The sequence below is a fragment of the Streptomyces sp. NPDC054765 genome (assembly GCF_053612065.1).
Map to the genome: position 1 here is coordinate 76216 of NZ_JBSHBP010000019.1, position 17820 is coordinate 94035.

17 protein-coding genes are annotated in these 17820 nt (G+C 70.1%); 11 read left to right on the forward strand and 6 right to left on the reverse strand.

From position 1 onward, the window contains the following. Window positions 1-26: 26 nt before the first annotated feature. A complete protein-coding gene (locus ACWGJY_RS15090) occupies window positions 27-1778 on the forward strand; it encodes a cell division protein PerM (protein WP_453261235.1) in 1752 nt (583 codons plus the stop codon). A 108-nt stretch (window positions 1779-1886) separates the two neighbouring features. On the opposite strand, the gene ACWGJY_RS15095 is transcribed toward ACWGJY_RS15090, so the two are convergent. After that, window positions 1887-2792, reverse strand: coding sequence for a hypothetical protein (locus tag ACWGJY_RS15095; RefSeq protein ID WP_453261236.1), 906 nt, complete (start codon window positions 2790-2792; stop codon window positions 1887-1889). 376 nt (window positions 2793-3168) lie between these two features. Between ACWGJY_RS15095 and purN the strand changes: the two genes are divergently transcribed. Together purN and purH are read left to right on the forward strand one after the other, a co-directional pair. Further along, window positions 3169-3771, forward strand: a complete 603-nt coding sequence (purN, locus tag ACWGJY_RS15100; protein WP_453261274.1) for a phosphoribosylglycinamide formyltransferase — start codon at window positions 3169-3171, stop codon at window positions 3769-3771. Next, the gene (gene purH / locus ACWGJY_RS15105; RefSeq protein WP_453261237.1) at window positions 3768-5339 is read left to right on the forward strand and encodes a bifunctional phosphoribosylaminoimidazolecarboxamide formyltransferase/IMP cyclohydrolase; all 1572 of its coding nucleotides are present in this window, start codon (window positions 3768-3770) and stop codon (window positions 5337-5339) included. The genes purN and purH overlap by 4 nt, the downstream gene beginning before the upstream one ends. Window positions 5340-5463: 124 nt before the next feature. On the opposite strand, the gene ACWGJY_RS15110 is transcribed toward purH, so the two are convergent. Next, entirely contained in the window at window positions 5464-6039 is a 576-nt protein-coding gene (locus tag ACWGJY_RS15110) for a hypothetical protein (protein WP_453261238.1), read from the reverse strand. Between the two features lie 196 nt (window positions 6040-6235). Then, window positions 6236-7015, reverse strand: a complete 780-nt coding sequence (locus ACWGJY_RS15115; protein ID WP_453261239.1) for an RDD family protein — start codon at window positions 7013-7015, stop codon at window positions 6236-6238. A 243-nt stretch (window positions 7016-7258) separates the two neighbouring features. On the opposite strand from ACWGJY_RS15115, the gene ACWGJY_RS15120 reads away from it, so the two are divergent. From ACWGJY_RS15120 to ACWGJY_RS15140, 5 genes are all read left to right on the forward strand, one after another. After that, window positions 7259-8113: a bifunctional methylenetetrahydrofolate dehydrogenase/methenyltetrahydrofolate cyclohydrolase gene (locus ACWGJY_RS15120; protein ID WP_350253237.1), complete on the forward strand. Its 855-nt coding sequence runs from the start codon at window positions 7259-7261 to the stop codon at window positions 8111-8113. Between the two features lie 127 nt (window positions 8114-8240). Then, window positions 8241-8669, forward strand: coding sequence for a DUF3017 domain-containing protein (locus ACWGJY_RS15125; protein WP_453261240.1), 429 nt, complete (start codon window positions 8241-8243; stop codon window positions 8667-8669). Window positions 8670-9176: 507 nt separating this feature from the next. Further along, window positions 9177-10079, forward strand: coding sequence for a peptidoglycan-binding protein (locus tag ACWGJY_RS15130; RefSeq protein WP_453261241.1), 903 nt, complete (start codon window positions 9177-9179; stop codon window positions 10077-10079). A gap of 56 nt (window positions 10080-10135) precedes the next feature. Next, complete coding sequence (locus ACWGJY_RS15135; protein ID WP_453261275.1) at window positions 10136-11125, forward strand: DUF2690 domain-containing protein; 990 nt, start codon at window positions 10136-10138, stop codon at window positions 11123-11125. A gap of 241 nt (window positions 11126-11366) precedes the next feature. Further along, entirely contained in the window at window positions 11367-12509 is a 1143-nt protein-coding gene (locus ACWGJY_RS15140) for a helix-turn-helix domain-containing protein (protein WP_453261242.1), read from the forward strand. 256 nt (window positions 12510-12765) lie between these two features. On the opposite strand, the gene ACWGJY_RS15145 is transcribed toward ACWGJY_RS15140, so the two are convergent. Next, on the reverse strand, window positions 12766-13377 hold the full coding sequence (locus tag ACWGJY_RS15145) for a DUF6879 family protein (RefSeq protein ID WP_453261243.1): 612 nt from the start codon (window positions 13375-13377) through the stop codon (window positions 12766-12768). Then, window positions 13370-13639, reverse strand: a complete 270-nt coding sequence (locus ACWGJY_RS15150) for a hypothetical protein (protein WP_078953297.1) — start codon at window positions 13637-13639, stop codon at window positions 13370-13372. The genes ACWGJY_RS15145 and ACWGJY_RS15150 overlap by 8 nt, the downstream gene beginning before the upstream one ends. Window positions 13640-13904: 265 nt before the next feature. Here ACWGJY_RS15150 and ACWGJY_RS15155 point away from each other — a divergent pair, with 265 nt between their 5' ends. Both ACWGJY_RS15155 and ACWGJY_RS15160 read left to right on the forward strand, forming a co-directional pair. Next, window positions 13905-14318 carry a hypothetical protein gene (locus ACWGJY_RS15155; RefSeq protein WP_453261244.1) on the forward strand — a complete coding sequence of 138 codons (414 nt, stop codon included), beginning with the start codon at window positions 13905-13907 and terminating at the stop codon, window positions 14316-14318. An 8-nt stretch (window positions 14319-14326) separates the two neighbouring features. Then, a complete protein-coding gene (locus ACWGJY_RS15160) occupies window positions 14327-16468 on the forward strand; it encodes a tetratricopeptide repeat protein (RefSeq protein WP_453261245.1) in 2142 nt (713 codons plus the stop codon). 55 nt (window positions 16469-16523) lie between these two features. On the opposite strand, the gene ACWGJY_RS15165 is transcribed toward ACWGJY_RS15160, so the two are convergent. Further along, a complete protein-coding gene (locus ACWGJY_RS15165) occupies window positions 16524-16982 on the reverse strand; it encodes a nuclear transport factor 2 family protein (protein WP_453261246.1) in 459 nt (152 codons plus the stop codon). Window positions 16983-17099: 117 nt separating this feature from the next. Between ACWGJY_RS15165 and ACWGJY_RS15170 the strand changes: the two genes are divergently transcribed. Then, window positions 17100-17651: a TetR/AcrR family transcriptional regulator gene (locus ACWGJY_RS15170; RefSeq protein WP_453261247.1), complete on the forward strand. Its 552-nt coding sequence runs from the start codon at window positions 17100-17102 to the stop codon at window positions 17649-17651. The last annotated feature ends 169 nt before the right edge of the window (window positions 17652-17820 follow it).

Below are 17820 nucleotides of genomic sequence, written 5' to 3' on the forward strand. Positions count from 1 at the left end.
ACGTCTCTTATTGGCAGCATGGCCGCGTGAGCCAGTTGACCGATCGTGGCCCTACGTTGTCCTCGCACGGCCGAGCCGCCGCGCAGCGCTCCTCCGCGATCGGCGCGGCCTTCCTCGGCGGTGTGACGGCCGCCGGTCTCGGCCTCGGCGCGCTGGCGGTCGCCGTGCTGCTGCTCTGGGTCGCCTCCCCGGCCCCCGACAGCGGCCCGTCCCGGGCGCTGCATCTCGCCGCCGACCTGTGGCTGCTGGCACACGGCGGCGACCTCGTACGCACCACCGGCCACTCCGGCGCCGCGGCCCCGGTCGCCGTGACCCCGCTGCTGCTCGCCGTCCTCCCGGTCTGGCTGCTCCACCGGGCCGGCCGCCACGCCCTGGCCACCGCGGCCGGCGGCCACACCGCCGCAGGTGCGGACTCCGCCTCCGGTGCGGACTCCGGCGGCGGTGCGGTCGCCCTCAGTGGTCCGGTCGCCGTCGGTGGTCCGGTAGGCGTCAGTGGTGCGGACCCCGGCAGCGTTGCGAGCGTTGCGGCCGCCGTCCCGACGGTTGCGCCGCGCACCCTGCTCGGCGCGCTGCTCAGCGGCTATCTGCTGATCGCGGCCGGTGTGCTGGTCTACGCCTGCACCGGAGGCATGAGCGCCGAGCCGTTCAGCGTGCTGGCGGCCGTGCCGGCCACCGCCGTCGCCACCCTCGTCGGCACGGCCTGGTGCCTGCTCCGGCATCCGGGCGCCGATCTGCTGCCCGCCCGGGTCCTGCGGGCCGTGGCCAAAGTGCCCGATGGCCTGCGGACCCTCCTCAGTGGCTCCCGGTCCGCCGCCGCGCACCGCGCCGCTGCCAGGGCCCTCGGTGCCCTGCTCACCGCCGGTGCGCTGCTCACCCTGCTCTCCCTGGCCCTGCACGCGGGCCGGGTCAGCCATGACCTGCTGCAGCTGGCGCCCGACTGGGCGAGCCGCGCCACGGTGCTGCTGCTGTGCCTGGTCCTGCTCCCGAACGCGGCCGTCTGGGGTGCCGCGTACGGCCTGGGGCCCGGCTTCACGGTCGGCGCGGGCAATGGGGTCGGCCCGCTGGGCACCTCGGCACATCCGGCGCTGCCACAGCTGCCGCTGCTCAGCGGGCTGCCGGACGCCGGCCCGGGAAACCCGCTGACCTGGGCGGTGGCCGTGGTGCCCGTGGTCGCGGGGGCGCTGATGGCGCGCTCGGTGGCCCGTTCCGCGGCCCGTACCGCGACGGCGCCCGACGGCCCGGGAGGCCCCTGGTCATGGTGGACGACGGCCTGCGTGGCAGCCCTGGGGGCCGCCCTCTGCGGCCTCGTCATGGCGGTGCTCGCGGGTCTCTCCGGTGGCCCACTGGGCACCGGCGCGCTCGACGTATTCGGCCCCAGCTGGTGGCGTACGGGCCTCGCGGCAGCGGCCTGGACCGCCCTCACCGGCATCCCGGGCGCGATCGGCCTACGGTCCTGGCACCTCCACACGGGGCGGCGGGCGGACACGACCACCGGCCGGCAGGATCAGGGACACCCGGGCGGTGCGAACGGGGACGGCGGTGTGAAGGGGGACGGCGGAGCGGAGGGGGAGAGGGAAGCAGAGGGGGAGAGCCGTACGAAGAGCCCGGGTGGCGCAACGGCCGGCGGCGGCACGAATTCCGGTGGCGCACCGGCCGGTGACGGCACGAAACCCGCCGGCGCCAAGAGCGAGGGCGCAGCGGAAGCCCCGGCCCCGGCCCCTGCCCCCGTGCACCTCGCGGCTGTGAACCCGGCCGGCACCACCACCCCGGACAGCTGACACCGCCACCGCGGCACCGTCAGCACCACACGGTCACCGGTCACCGGTCACTGGTCACCACTGCGACGGCCCCCACAGCGCCGCCGCAGCGCGCCGCCACCCCACCATCTACTGCTGCGTGCTGCTCAGCAGCGGTCGCAGTTCCTTCGGCAGCAGCTGTTCGCAGGACTTGCCGGACGACTGGGTCAGGGCGTCGTTCACGCAGGTGAAGTAGTCGCGGTAGACGATCTGCACGGTGAAGGTCGCGGCCACCATCATCAGCGTCAGCGAAGCGGTCACCAGGCCCGCGACCGCCGCGGTGACCTGCGGCCGGGTGGTGCCCGGTGCGGACGGGGCACCGGGCCGGGCTTCCGGGGCGGGCCGGGCGGCGGGGGCGGGGCGGCCCTCCATGGCGGCGGTGGTGGCCGCGGCGGCGGCCTTCGCGGGGTTCGGCTTGGCGCGCAGTGAGCTGATGCCCCAGTAGATGGCCAGCGCGCCCAGCAGGAGAGCGACCTCCGGCAGGCTGAACAGCACGCAGAAGAACCCCCAGAGACCGGCGAGCAGCGCATAGCGCGCCCGTCGCTGGGACGGGTCGGTGGGGTCCCAGCGCAGTCCGCCGGGGCCGCCGGGGCCGCCGGAACCGCCCCCTTGCTGGCTGTTGCGGCCGCCCGGCCGGCTGCCGAATCCGCCGCTTTGCCGGCCCGGCTGACGGGGGCTCCACTGGCTGCCCCAGCTCGGCGTCTGCTCGCCCTGCCCCTGCCCCTGCTCCTCCTCGCCGTTGTCCCCGTGGCCCGGTGTGTGGGCGCGGTGGCGCGGGCGCCACTCCTGGTCGGGGGCGTCGGCCGGCGGCGGGGCGAAGGGGTTGTCCCGGCCGGGGTCCGGGGAATCCGGAGCGGCGGGTTCCGAGGACGAGGACGACGACTTGCGCTCACGCGGCAGCAGCACCACCCCGGGGGCGGCGGCGGGCTGGGGGTACCTCCCAGCGGTAGCCGGGAGAGGGGGCAGGAGGGCCGCGCGGCGGCGTCGGTCCGTCATCTGGAGTGCGTCTTCCCCTTGTCTCGTCCGTACGCGGCCTGTGCGACCGGCGCCCGGTTACCACGAACTGCATGCAGTCTTACGCCTGACGCTACCTCCCGTCCCCGCCCCCGTCCCGCGGGGGCCGCTCGGTGTGCCGGTATCGTTGCTGACGGTCGGCGCCTTCGTAGGGTTCCCCGGATCTGCGGTACCCGCAGTCTTGTACGACCACACAAAGCACGCGAGATCGGAAAAGAGCCCCGCCGTGGCTTCCTCCCCAGCCCCCGCCCCGCCGCCCGTTCCCCGGGGTGCCGACTCCTCCCCCGGGCTCCCGGCTCCCCTCGCGCAGGAGGGAGCCCCCCGCGCAGGAGAGCCCCCGGTTGGCCGCCCGGCCCGCATCGTCGTCCTCGTCTCCGGTTCCGGTACGAACCTGCAGGCGCTGCTGGACGCGATTGCCGACGAGGGCCCGGAGGCGTACGGCGCGGAGATCGTGGCCGTCGGCGCCGACCGGGGCGGCATCGTGGGCCTGGAGCGCGCCGGGGACGCGGGGCTCGACACGTTCGTCTGCCGGGTCAAGGACTACGACAGCCGCCAGGACTGGGACGCGGCGCTGACCGCGGCGACCGCCGTGTACGAGCCCGACCTGGTGGTCTCGGCCGGCTTCATGAAGATCCTGGGCAAGGAGTTCCTGGCCCGCTTCGGCGGCCGGACCGTCAATACCCATCCGGCACTGCTGCCGAGCTTTCCCGGTGCCCATGGCGTGCGCGATGCACTCGCGTACGGCGCAAAGGTCACCGGATGCACCGTCCACTTCGTCGACGACGGTGTCGACACCGGCCCGATCATCGCCCAGGGCGTGGTCCAGGTCCGGGATGAGGACGACGAATCCGCGCTGCATGAGCGCATCAAGGAAGTCGAGCGATCGCTGCTCGTCGAGGTCGTGGGGCGTCTGGCCCGGCACGGCTACCGCATTGAGGGACGAAAGGTACGTATCTCGTGACCGCCACCGAAGGTACGAAGCGGCCCATCCGCCGCGCACTGGTCAGCGTCTATGACAAGTCCGGGCTGGAGGAGCTGGCGCAGGGGCTGCACGCGGCGGGCGTCCAGCTCGTGTCGACCGGGTCGACGGCCGGGAAGATCGCCGCGGCCGGGGTGCCGGTCACCAAGGTCGAGGAGCTGACGGGCTTCCCCGAGTGCCTCGACGGCCGGGTCAAGACCCTGCACCCGAAGGTGCACGCCGGCATCCTGGCCGACCTGCGCCTGGAGGACCACCAGCGACAGCTGGACGAGCTGGGTGTCGAGCCGTTCGACCTGGTGATCGTCAACCTCTACCCGTTCCGGGAGACCGTCGCCTCCGGCGCCACCCCCGACGAGTGTGTGGAGCAGATCGACATCGGCGGGCCGTCGATGGTCCGTGCCGCCGCCAAGAACCACCCGTCGGTCGCCGTGGTCGTCAACCCGGCCCGTTACGGGGATGTCCTCGAAGCCGTCGGGGCCGGCGGCTTCGGCCTCGCCGAGCGCCGGCGGCTGGCGGCGGAGGCCTTCCAGCACACGGCGGCGTACGACACCGCGGTCGCGTCCTGGTTCACCGACCTGTACGCCCCCGAGGACGGCTACAACGGGCTCCCCGAGTTCGTCGGCACGACCCTGGACCGCAAGGGCAGCCTGCGCTACGGCGAGAACCCGCACCAGGCCGCCGCCCTCTATACGGACGGCGAGCCGGGCGGTATCGCCAACGCCGAGCAGCTGCACGGCAAGGAGATGTCCTTCAACAACTACGTGGACACCGAGGCCGCGCGCCGCGCCGCCTTCGACCACGAAGGCCCCTGTGTCGCGATCATCAAGCACGCGAACCCCTGCGGCATCGCGATCGGCAAGGACATCGCCGAGGCCCACCGCAAGGCGCACGCCTGCGACCCGCTCTCGGCGTACGGCGGCGTGATCGCCGTCAACCGCCCGGTGACCGTCGAGCTGGCCGAGCAGGTCGCGGAGATCTTCACCGAGGTCATCGCGGCCCCGGCGTACGAGGCCGGCGCGGTCGAGATCCTCGCCAAGAAGAAGAACATCCGCGTCCTGAAGGTCGAGGGCCTGCCGACCCGGCCGAGCGACGTCAAGTTCCTCTCCGGCGGCGCGGTCATCCAGCACACCGATGTGTTCCAGGCGGCGGGCGACGACCCGGCGAACTGGACGCTGGCCACCGGCGAGGCCCTGCCCGAAGGCCAGCTCGCGGAGCTGGCGTTCGCCTGGCGGGCCTGCCGGGCCGTCAAGTCCAACGCGATCCTGCTCGCCAAGGACGGCGCCTCGGTCGGCGTCGGCATGGGACAGGTCAACCGCGTCGACTCGGCGAAGCTCGCGGTCGAGCGGGCCGGCGCCGAGCGGGCGCAGGGCGCGTACGCCGCGTCCGACGCGTTCTTCCCCTTCCCGGACGGGCTGGAGATCCTGACGGCCGCGGGAATCAAGGCCGTGGTGCAGCCCGGCGGTTCGGTCCGCGATGAACTCGTCGTGGAGGCCGCCGAGAAGGCCGGCGTGACGATGTACTTCACCGGTACCCGGCACTTCTTCCACTGACCCGGCACTTCTCCGCTGACCCGGCACTTCTTCCGCTGAGCAGCCGCACGCCGAAGGGCCGCACCCCCGCTCCTGGAACCCGAGCGCGGGGTGCGGCCCTTCGGCCGTTCCGGGGCCGGAGCGGTCAGTAACGCGGCCGGTTGAACCAGGCGTTGCTCTCGTCCTTCGAGACGAAGGTGACCACGAGGATGCCCAGGACCGTGTGGACCAGGCCGATCGGGAAGGTGAACAGGCTCATGATGATGTTGGCGACACCGAAGACGACGGTGCCGACCCGGACGCCGTTGCCGCCGTTGGCGAACTGCAGGGCCAACGTGATCGCGACCACCGTGAAGATCACGATGAGCACGATCACCGCTATCAGCAGGCCCTTGCCGACGTTGATCGCCGTCACGTCGTCCGCGGCGGCGTACGGCGAGACATGGTGCGAGGCCTTGCTGACACCGCCCAGCCCCATCACGGCGAGGACCAGGCCGATGAGGTTCAGGCCGGAGAGCACGAACAGCATCACCCGGGCGGCCTTGGCCCCGCCGGGCATCGCCACCGGGTAGGGCATCTGCATACCGGGCATCCCACCGCCGCCCGGGTAAGGGCCGTACGGTGACGGCTGCTGCGGCTGCTGCGGGGCCTGCTGGGGGTAGCCGTATCCGGGCTGCTGACCCGGCGGCGGACCGTAAGGGTTCTGGTTGGGGTAGCTCACGAGCGGCGTCCTTCAAGCTTCTTGAGCGGATATCAGCGGTGTAAGGGGACGGTAGGCCACGAGGCTTCCGCCGTGATCCGTGGGGCGGGGACCCGCTGTCCGTACAGCGCCGCGAAGGCCCCGGTCGCGCTGTTGCGAGGGGGCCTTCGAGGAGGAATGCGGGGTCCCGGTCCAGGCCGGCGGGTCCGTGACCGGCTTACTGGGTCTTGACGACCACCGTGCCGACCATCTTGTCCGCGAGCGTCTGGGACTTCTCGTCCCACAGCGGCCACAGCCAGCCGATGCCGCACAGCAGGCCGTTCAGGCAGCGGCAGAGGTAACGCACGAAGGTCATGCCGAAGCCGAGGGGCCGGCCGGTGGTCTCCTTGAGCACCTTGATGCCCACCGCCTTCTTGCCCGGGGTCTGGCCGCTGCTGCCTTCCTTGGCTATGAGGAAGAAAGTCCCGCCCACCAGGATCAGCAACGCGAGCCCGATCATGACGATGACGCCGGCCGGTGTGGCGCTCGTCGCGGCGTTGTTGGCCGCGTTCTGGATGCAGGTGTAGTCGCCCGTCGGGCAGTTGGAGTAGTCCGGGTGGGCCGAGGAGACCGAGCTGGCCGTCATGATGGCGGCGATGATGTACAGGATGACCGGCACTCCGGCGATGATCAGGCCGTCGAGCAGGAAGGCGCCCACCCGCGCACCCCAGCTCGCGTACCCCATCGGCATGCCCATGCCCGGCATGCCCGGCTGGCCGTAGGGCGCCGCCTGCTGCGGGTAGCCGTACGCCTGCTGCTGCGGGACCTGCTGCTGCGGGTAGCCGTACGGCTGCTGCTGCGGGGCCTGCTGAGGGTAGCCGTAGCCGGGCTGACCCTGCGGCGGGACCGGCGGCTGCTGGCCGTACGGGCCCTGGGGTGCCTGCGGCTGCTGGCCGTACGGGCCCTGCGGCGCCTGCGGCTGCTGGCCGTAGGGGTTGTTCGGGTCGCCGAAACTCATCTGCTGTTTTCCTCCGTTGGGTGACTGGCGCACGACACGGCGTGACTGGGAGGAAAAACAGGATTCACTGGCCACCCCCCGACGAAGCCTGCGGCACTGTATGTCAATCCTTCTAGTTGCGCATTCACTCTGTCCAGTCAAGGCCCTCGGCCGTTGTCCAAGTGCAATGATCAATTCCGGCCATGGGCATCCCCGCACGCCCTGACTGGAACGTCGCCGCCCTCATCCGCGAAGATGGGGGGTATGACTGCCCAGATCCTGGATGGCAAGGCCACCGCAGCCGCTATCAAGTCCGAGCTCACCACCCGCGTCGAGGCGCTGAAGGCCAAGGGCGTACAGCCCGGTCTGGGCACCCTCCTGGTGGGCGACGACCCGGGCAGCCGCTGGTACGTCAACGGCAAGCACCGTGACTGTGCCCAGGTCGGCATCGCCTCGATCCAGCGCGAACTGCCCGAAACCGCCACCCAGGAGGAGATCGAGGCGGTCGTACGGGAGCTGAACGAGGACCCCGCCTGCACCGGCTACATCGTCCAACTCCCGCTCCCCAAGGGCATCGACGCGAACCGGGTCCTGGAGCTGATGGATCCGGCCAAGGACGCCGACGGACTGCACCCGATGAGCCTGGGCCGGCTGGTGCTCGGCATCGAGGGCCCGCTGCCCTGCACCCCGTACGGCATCGTCCAGCTGCTGCGGCGGCACGACGTCGAGATCAAGGGTGCGCATGTGGTCGTCGTCGGCCGCGGGATCACCATCGGCCGCCCGATGCCACTGGTGCTGACCCGTAAGTCCGAGAACGCCACGGTGACCCAGTGCCACACCGGCACCCGCGATCTGTCCGCGCACCTCAAGCAGGCCGACATCATCGTCGCCGCGGCCGGGGTGCCGCACATCATCAAGCCCGAGGACATCAAGCCAGGCGCGGCCGTCCTGGACGTCGGCGTCAGCCGGGACGAGGCGGGCAAGATCGTCGGCGATGTGCACCCGGGCGTCGCGGAGGTGGCCGGCTGGGTCGCCCCCAACCCGGGTGGCGTCGGGCCGATGACCCGCGCCCAGCTGCTGGTCAATGTCGTCGAGGCCGCCGAGCGCGCGGCCGGCTGACCACGCCGGATCTGAGAGCCTGGCTACGAGGCAGACGCGCCAGGGCCACAGACACGGCCATGGCCAGGGCCACAGACACGGCCCACAGACACGGCCACAGACACGGACACCGAAGGGACGGCCAGCCATGGGTGCCGAAGCGCATTCGGACGGGGCCAGTGAGCCGCAGCGCTCCTCGCGCCGCTTTCCGACGCTGACCCGCGACACCGCCCGGCCGGAAGGCGGCGGGCGGGCCGTTGCGGGCGGCTTTCCCGCGCCCGCCCGGCAGTGGCCGCTGCTCACCGTCATGGGCGGGGTCGCGGCCGGGCTGCTGCTCGTGGCGCTCGACGCGTTCCGTATCGGAGCGATCGTGATCGGCCTCTCGCTGCTGGCCGGGGCGGTGCTGCGGTGGGCGCTGCCGTTGGTGGGGATGCTGGCCGTGCGCTCCCGCTTCACCGATATGGCGACGTACGGGGTGCTCGGCTTTGTGATCGTGATGCTGGCGCTGATGGTGCAGCCCAAGCCGTGGATCCATGTCCCGTTCCTGGACGACATCGTCCACTTCACCGTGCGCTAGGGGCGCCCCGGCTACCCGGCTGCCCGGCGACCTGCCGGCCCGGTTGCGCGCCGGCCCGGTTGCGCGGCAGCCGCTCCGGCGATGACGGCGGCCCGTCCTCTCCTCCGGGAGAAGGCGGGCCGCCGCTGCGTTGTGCCGGGGCTGCCGTACGAGGGCGGGCGGCGCAGCGGCTACGGCGGCGCACGCGGCTACAGCGGCGCACGCGGCACGGCGGAGGCGGCGCGGAGCGGGTCGTGCGGCCCCGGGCCGCGCCACCGGCCGTGCTTCCACCCGCCGGTGTCCGCCCCGGCCGGCCGCCGAATGCCGTCCCCGTGGGACGTCCCGGCTGTGACCTGCGGGGACATCGCCGGCGTGGACGCTTCGGTGGGACGGTGAAGAAGGCGCGAGGGATGTCCGGAGGCCGCGGGGAATGCGGAAAAGGGCGAAACGGAGGTGGCGTCCGCGCCATCATCGGCGGCACAGGGGGCCCATGGCCTCGGGGGAGAACGAACGCGTATGGGGTGGAACATGTCGCGTTGGAAAGGGCTGCCCGAATCCCTGGACCACCGGGTGCGTCACCTGGTCGTCCAGCTACGGAGGTTGAAGGACCACAGCGGGCTGAGCCTGGCCGCGCTCGCCGCCAAGACCTCGTACAGCAAATCGTCCTGGGAACGCTATCTCAACGGCAAGAAGCTGCCGCCGCGCGATGCCGTGGCGGCGCTGGCGCGGGTCTGCGAGGGCGATACGACCCGGCTGCTGGCGCTGCACGAGGTCGCCGCGCAGGCCTGGAACGCGGAACGGCCGGGACCGGCGGCGGCCCTGCCGCGGACGCAGCGGCCGGCCGGGCAGCGGGACGCCCGGGAAGGGCAGGCCGAGCGGGCTGAGCGGGACGGGCGGGATGCCCAGGACGAGCGGGGCGAGTCGGCCGGGCGGGACGAGAAGGCCCTACCCGCCCCGGCGGATACGGCCTCCACGGCCGGGCGCCAAGTGGCGCTGGGGCCGCTCGTCGTGGGCGCGCTGGCCGTGCTCGTCGTCGTGGCCGGTGCGGCGCTGCTGGTGCTGCGGCTGTGGCAGGACGCCAACGGCATCGGGCGCGGTGCGGGCGACGCGATGGCCGTCGGCGCCCCCAGTGCCGTACCGACGTTCACCCACCGGCCGGGGGAGGCCTTCGACTGCCGGGTCCAGCGCCGGGGAGGCGCCCTGTACGCCGGGCACAGCCGCACGGATACGGCGATCCTGGGCAGTGGCGCGACGGGCTGGGACGTCGTCGAGGCACAGTGCCTGCTGTACCGCCGGGGCTATGACCCGGGAATCGTGGACGGCATCGTCGGCGGGCGGACCATGCGCGCCGTCAAGCGTCTGCAAGCCAGGTCCGGGCTGCCCACGGATGGGATCATGGGCCCCGACACCTGGAAGGTGCTGCGCCGGTGAGCGGGCCCGGCAGCGAGCCGCGGAACGGGGTCGAGAACTCCCGGCTGGCGGAAAGAATGCGGGAGTTGAGGGGGCGCACGGGGCTGACCCTGGCCGCGCTCGCCGAGCGGACGCCGTACAGCAAGTCCTCCTGGGAGCGCTATCTCAACGCGAAGAAGCTGCCGCCGCGGGGCGCGGTCGAGGCGCTGTGCCTGCTGGCGGGGGAGCCGTCCGGCCGGCTCTTGGCGCTGTGGGAGCTGGCGGACGCGGCCTGGAGCGGACGGGCCCGGTCGGGCGGCGGCCGGAGCGGGGGCGGGACCCACAGCGGGGAGGCGGCGCGGGACGGGAGCGCGGCGCGGGACGGGGACGGGGCGCGGGACGGGGACGGGGCGCAGGGCCACAACGGGGCGCAGGCCCGGCGTGCGGACCGTGCCACAGCCGGTGCGCCGCAGGAGGTAAGTGCCCCGGACACGACGGTGGTTGAGGGGGTGTCGTCGTCCCGGGTGGACGGCGGTGACCGTGCGGCCCCGGCCCGGCCGCTGCGGCGGGCACCGCGGCGGCTTCGGTGGTTCGCCGCTGTTGCTGCCCTTGCCGCTGTTGCCACCGGGGTCTGTGCCGGTGTCGTGGCGGTCGTGGCGGTGCCGGCCTTCCGGCCGGGGACGGGAGCCATCGGCGGCGGCCCGGCGGAAGGCGCCGTGCCCCGGCCCTCCGAGGCGACCGGCTGCCGGGCGCGGGCGTGCGACGGCAAGGACCCGGAGGCGATGTACTGCGAGCTGCCGGACCTGGTGCAGACCCCCGTGGAGCGAACTGCCGCCCGCGGGGAGCATGTTCAGATCCGCTACGGCACGGCGTGCGGCGCGGCCTGGGGGCGGCTTCGCAACGGCCGGATCGGGGACCGCCTCGAAGTGTCGGTGCCGGGAGCGGGGCAGCGGTCGGTACGGGTGAGAGACCGCTTCGACGCCGAGGGGTATCTCGTCACGCCGATGGCGCCGGCGCGTGGATCCGAGGGCATCCGGCTGTGTCTCTATCAGGCGGGCGGCGGGGCAGGGGAGTGCTTCTCACAGTAGGCCCCTGAGGGCGGTACGCGGCCGGTTGTTGTCAGGAAACGTGCAGAAGTCGTAAAGAGTGCGGTCGAAATGCCACACTGCAGGGGCGCGGGGCGCACGGGTGGGTGAAGTGTGCCCGCATGCTCCCGTGCGCCCGTGAACGGGGAATTGCCGTCCTGACCGGGGGCATCCCTGCGGGAAGCAAGGAGAGCGCGCCGGGGAACCGCGCTCTCGCACGTCGGCGGGGGGATAGGGGGAGGCAATGCCTCGCTGGAAGGCGCTGCCGGAGGAACTCGACCCGCAGGTCGCGGAGTTCACCGGTCAGCTGCGCAGGCTCGTGGACCGCAGTGGGCTGAGTGTGGCCACCGTCGCGGACCGTACGGGCTACAGCAAGACGTCCTGGGAGCGCTACCTCAACGGACGGCTGCTGCCGCCACTGCGCGCGGTGGTCGCGCTCGCCGAGGTGACCGACGCGCATCCCGCGCATCTGACCACGCTGTGGGAGCTGGCCGAGCGGGCCTGGAGCCGGGCCGAGATGCGCCAGGACGTCACCATGGAAGCGATACGGGTGGCGCAGGCACGGGCCGCGCTGGGGGAGTTGGGCACGGAGCCGGCGGAGGCCGGGCCGTCGGCAAAGGCAGCCAAGGCCGCGAAACCCGTGAAACCCGCGAAACCTGTGAATGCCGTGAAAGCCGCGAAAGTCACCAAGGACGCAAATCCGTTGCAGGTCGCGGAGCCGCCGCGGACGGCGCAGCTGCCGCAACAGCGGGGCACCGAGGTCCCGTCGAGCGCGGACTTTCCCGAATTCGCGGCGGCAGTGCAGGGGGCCCCGGCCGCGGCACCCGCCGCCGCGGCCGGGGACCGGAGCGGCCGACGGGGCCGGACGGTCATGTTCCTCGCCGGTGCGGCCGGCGCGGTGCTGGTGGCCGTCGCTGCCGTCCTGCTGTTGCAGCCGGCCGACGAGAAGGCCCCGCAGGCGGCGGCCGCGCCCACGGCCGTACCGAGCGCGAAGCCGGTACTTCCGGCCGGGGTGCACTGCACCGGAGCTGACTGCGTGGGCAAGGACCCGGAGAAGATGGGCTGCGGTGGGCAGCATGCCATCACCCCGTCCCGCGGCCTGGCGGGCCGCGCGCTGATCGAGGTCCGCTACAGCGCGGTCTGCCATACCGCCTGGGCGCGGATCAGCCATGCGGCACAGGGCGACCAGGCCACCATCAGCGCCGGCGGCCACAGCGCCACGGCTCGGGCCGAGCGGGACGGCGACGCCTACACCCCGATGGTCGAGGTCTCCGGGGACCCGGCGAACATCGCGGCCTGTGAGACGACCGTGGCGGGTGTGAAGAGCTGCGCCCGTCCGGTTCCGGCCACGCCCGCCGGCTCGGCCAGGGAATCGCCGCGCAGGTGAGCGACCTGCTGCGCACGTTCCGGCTCGCCAAGTCCGCCGGGGACGACACCACGTAGCCGACCCACCAAAACCGGCCGGGCGCCCCGCACACTCTGCGGGGCGCCCGGCCCGTCTCCTTCGTCGCCGTGGGACTGCCGACGCGGCGCGTGGCCGCCGCTGCGTAGCAAGCGGCGGCGCTCATGCGGCGGGAGGCGTTCGGCTTCCCCAACTGGGCGAGCGTCCTCGCGCAAGCGGATCTCCGCCTCGGAGGAATCACTCAATGAACGACCATCGGAGGATCGAGTGACGCAATTTCCCGATTGAAGAACTCTGTGAAATCTTCCCCTCGACCGTAAAGCGCATCGAAGCCGGCGGAAGTTTCTTCAATCGCCACCTGATCCGCGATCCGGTTGGCTCCCGCCGCGTTCCCATCGTCGTCGTAAACCACCTCGTACATGACCTCGTCGCCAAGGATCACGACTTCTGGCACAAGGTGATCGACTTCGATATCTGAGATTTTGCGGGCATCCATCACTCGGATATTATCGCCCAGTTCCACCCGTAGGCGAAGTACGAACAGTTCCCACTGTACGTACGGAGTGACAGGGAACTGCACTACGCGAAGCCGGCGCTCCAGAATCCCGAGCTCAGCAGCCTTCTGGAACTGAGCAGCGTAGACTTCACGCTTCTCCTCAATCAAGGAGAGCGCTTTATTCCACTCGCCGACGGCGAAGGCTTCCCAGCTAGGAAAACCTCGCTCCTTGAAGTTCTGCCCACGCTCAAGCTTTTTCAAGAAGCGGATGCCGCTCTCATGATGGCGACGAAAGTCCTTGTGGTAGCTTGGCCGATCCAAATGCTCTGAGGTAGCGCGCTGGAACGACTCAAACACTTGGGATATCCGGCTTCGCCGCGACCATCATGCTCCTCGGGATGACCACGAGTCGTTCGTCGTCGCCTACCGATACACCTGCCGGAAGATTCTTCCCGAGCGAGCCTGTCAGATCTCTGCCGATGATGGCGACATCACCATTTTCCAGCTCCCAGATATCGGGGCAGTCGGGATTATCTGTCGTATGCCCTAACTCCTGCGGGGATTTCCCCAGCCGCCTTTTGAACCGCGTTGTAGGGTCAGCTTCCCAAGGCCTGGCCACAACCACCCCTCTCCTTCGGACGTTCCAGAGCGTTTTGAGCTTAACGTCTGAAGCTCGATGTAGCCAGAGCAAACACTGGGCTACGCAGGGAAAATGGACCATGGCATATGCCATGGGAAAATCCCATCGAGGGTCGCTTGTCTGTTCAGTTTGGTGGTGCAACGATGCTGACCTTGAGTTGCCGCATGGTCCGCACGGCCTTGATGGTCCGATCTGTGAACTTATAGCAGAAATCTAGAGCAGTAGTTATTCAACTGGGGGAGCTATGGATCCAGAACTCACATCGTTCACACAGACCGCTGGAACCACCTTGGTCACTCTGATGGCAACTGAGGCCTGGCAACACACCCGCGACGGATTAACTCGCCTGTGGCAGCGTCTGCAGCCTGACAGGGCGCACATCGTTTCCGATGAATTGGACGCAAGTCGCGAAGAAGTGCTGCGCGCCCACTCGGCAGCTGACCAAGAGATGCTGAGTGAATTGTGCTTGCAATGGCAGGGGTATCTCCGCCGGCTGTTGCTCGCCCAGCCAGAGGCCGTCGAGGAGCTTCGCAGGTTGTTTGACGAGGTCGGTTCGGAAGCCGCTACGCACGCTTCACGGATCACTCAGCACGGAACTGCATCCGGGCGAGCACGGGTCTATCAAGCCGGTCGAGACGTCCACATCAATGAACGATGAGAGGTCCGATGGACGGCCATGCCGAAGATGCCGGTCGCGTCTACCAATCATCGCGTGACCAACACATCAGCGAGTACCACTATCACGGCAGCGATGACCCTGGCTTGACCGGCCCGGACTCGGTTCGACGCCCGGCAGTGGGCCGAGCACCCGTGGTTCTGCGCGACCGCGCCGAAGTGCTCGATCGCTTACGGGCGAGTGTCGCGGAAGCAGAAGCGGAAGGAAATGGCGGTCAGGCCTTCGTTCTTCACGGCATGGGAGGCTGCGGCAAGACCGCTGTCGCGCACGCCTTCTTTCAATTCGCTACGGAGGCCGGCGGTCGTGTCGGTCTGTGGGTGAACGCCTCCGACCGTGCGAGCCTGCGCTCCGGCATGCTCGCCGTTGCCGCTGACCGTGGTGCCACAGACGGCGAGCTATTGGCTGCTCGCAACGGCCTGCGGCCTGGAGCCGACCTCGTGTGGGAACACCTCGACCGGTCCGCTGAGCCGTGGCTGCTGGTACTGGACAACGCAGATGATCCTGAGATTTTGGCGGATGGAAGCTGGCTGCGTACCAGCCCTGGCGGCATCGTGGTGGTCACGACACGGCGTGCGGCTGCTCGCTGGTGGCCAGGAGCGGAGTTGCAGCATATTGGGGTACTTCCGCGGGAAGACGCTGCACGGGTGCTGTGCGACCTGGCGCCGCAGAGCGGCACGTTGCAGCAGGCTTCGGCAATCGCGGACAGACTCGGTCGACTGCCGCTCGCGCTGACGCTGGCCGGGGGCTTTCTGTCCCACCAAGTCCTCGACCCCTGGACGATGGACGCCTATGGCCGACACCTCGACGAGGAAGGAGAGCGTGTCGACCTCATCGACCAAGGAGCGGACCTCTTGTCGGATGTAGATCCACGTCACCTGGTAGGGCGTACTTGGCAACTCACGCTCGACGCATTCGAAGCTCGCGGTCTACCCGAGGCAGTGACACTGCTTCGCCTGCTTGCCCGTTTCGCTTCGGAGCCACTGCCACTGACCCTGCTGAATCGCCCTGAAATCAGCGGTGTCCTCCCTCGGGCTCGCACCGAAACGGCACTGCGAGCGTTGCTCGACCAATCGCTTACTGAACTGGTCAACGTTGGCGTGCGGTGTGTTCAAAGCCACGGTGTACTGCTCGACAGCGTCGCTTCCGCCACACCATCGGACTCTCTTACCCCTCTCCACTCGACAGCTTGCCGGCTGCTGGACGCCGCGATTCCCCAACTCCCCGATGCCGGCCCGGAAGACCCGCATCTGCGGCTACTCAGCCCCCACGCCCTCGCCTTGTTGCAGCGTGCTGCGACTTCCGCAGCAATGGCTGATTTGGTGGGTATCGCAACTCGCTTGGCCGCTGCCCTGCACCGTACCGGGGACTACCTGTCCGCCTGGGAGACTGCCCATAATGCGGTATCGCTTTCGGAGCACATCCTCGGTTCGGAGCACCGCTTGGTTTTGGCCGCGCGTTCCAGGTCTGGCCGAGCGCTGTTCCGGCTGGGAAAGTATGCGGAGGCGGAGCCGCTGCTGCGCCAGGTCCGAAGCGATCAGGAGCGGCTGTTCGGAGCCTGCGACCCGGACACTCTGGACAGTAGCCACGGACTTCAACTAGTGCTGGGAAACCGTGGCAAGAAGGCGGAAGCTCTGTCCCTGCTCCGCGCCACGATCGCAGGCCGACAGTCGTCACTCGGGCCTGCACATCCATTGACGCTGCGTTCCCAGGCCAGCCTGCTGACGATGCTGTCGACGGCCGAACTCGAAAGGGCAGACAACTCTGCATTGCTTTCCTTGCCCTCGGAATGTGAGCGGCATCTCGGCCCGGAGCACACCGTCACGCTGGGAGCAAGACACAACCATGCCTGGGCGCTATACGTACTCGGGCACTTTGACGAGGCCAATGAGGAGATTCGGCTGGTCGCGGACACGTATGAACGTCGATTTGGGTCCGATTACCCCATCGCACTTTCGGCGCAACAGCTATACGCTCGAATTCAAGATGGCCTCGGACACTTCGAGGCAGCGGTAGGCCTTATGAATGACGTCGTGGAAAGACGGACCAACAGCCTCGGAGCTGACCATCCTTTTACAGCTGCCAGCAGGAAGGTGCTGGCTGAGCTCAAGGAGAATCGGCGAACTGCACCCTGATTCGGTGGGTGCTGTCGGCGAGGTTTGAGGTCGAAGCGCCCGCCGGCGCGGTCTTCTATGCGGGCTGGGCGCTTGTCAGCTGGGCGCAGAGGGCGTCGAGTGTGTTTGTGGCACGAGCGAGCCCGAGATGGTCGATGTAGTCCCGCGACTCGACGATCAGCCCGTCGCGGATCCGGAAGACGATGATGCCCGGCGTGGCCCAGCCGGCGTCGCCGCGGTAAGTGAACTCGCCGATGACCACCTCGGGGTCGGCAGTGTGATGGACGCGTACATCCTCAACGCGAAAGCCTGCCAGGCCAGCCGGCCCCGCCGCGGCGAAGGCCGTGGCGAAGTGCTGTCGGAGTGCTTCGCGGCTGAGCAGCGGGGTGTCGCCGAGCGGGGCCATCGGGTGTCGCACGTCGGTTTCTTCGGCGTAGAACTCGGCCAGCTTGTCGACCTGGTCGCGATCACCGTTCTGCAGCCGGCAGGCGCCGTCGAGCATGGCACGGAACGTCTCTTCGGGGGTTCGCATCATGGTTGCCCTTCTAACCGGAGTCTTCACTCCGGATCATACGGAGTCTGCACTCCGAATAGCAAGAGTTGGTCACCGGGGCCTGCGGGAGCAAAGTTGCCGGGGAGGGAAGATGGTGGGATGCGGAGCGACGCGCAAGTGAATCGGGACCGGGTGCTGGCCGCGGCCGAAGAGGTCTTCGGCGAGTCCGGCAACGCCGGCTCGACCGAGGAGGTCGCGCGCCGGGCCGGTGTCGGAATCGGCACCGTCTTCCGGCACTTCCCGACCAAGCGGGTGCTGATCAAGGCCACGATCGTTCGACACCTCACCCTGCTCGCGGAAACAGCGCGGGCGCGGGGCGAGGGCGGCGAGGCCGGGGCGGCGTTCCGGGAGACGTTCCGGGAGATGGTCTCGGGCGCTCCGGCGAAGCTCGCGCTCGTCGCGTTGCTGGAGGAGTCCGCCGCCTCGACAGGCTCCGCTGATGACGTGGAGGCTGCGGCCACCATGGTGCGCGGAGCCGTCGAGGAGTTGCTGTCCCGCGGCCAGCAAGCCGGTGAGGTGCGCGCGGACGCAACAGTAGACGAGGTCTACATGCTGATCAGAGTGCTGGCCAACGCCCGGGGCGACGGGACCGTCGTGGACAGAGCGGTCGACATAGTGCTGGACGGCCTGTCCCCGCGGCGTTCCGAGTAGCCAACCCGCGCAGTCTGCGCACCTTCCTGGCCCTGCGGCCGGTCCGGTTGGGCGAGGCCGTAGCCGGCGGAGAGGGCGTCGAACGGCGACGGGCGTCAATCGCTGGCGCGGGGCGCCGACCGGCCGGGCGCCGGGCCCGCTGCCCGCCCGGGGCCCCTCCCGGAGGTTG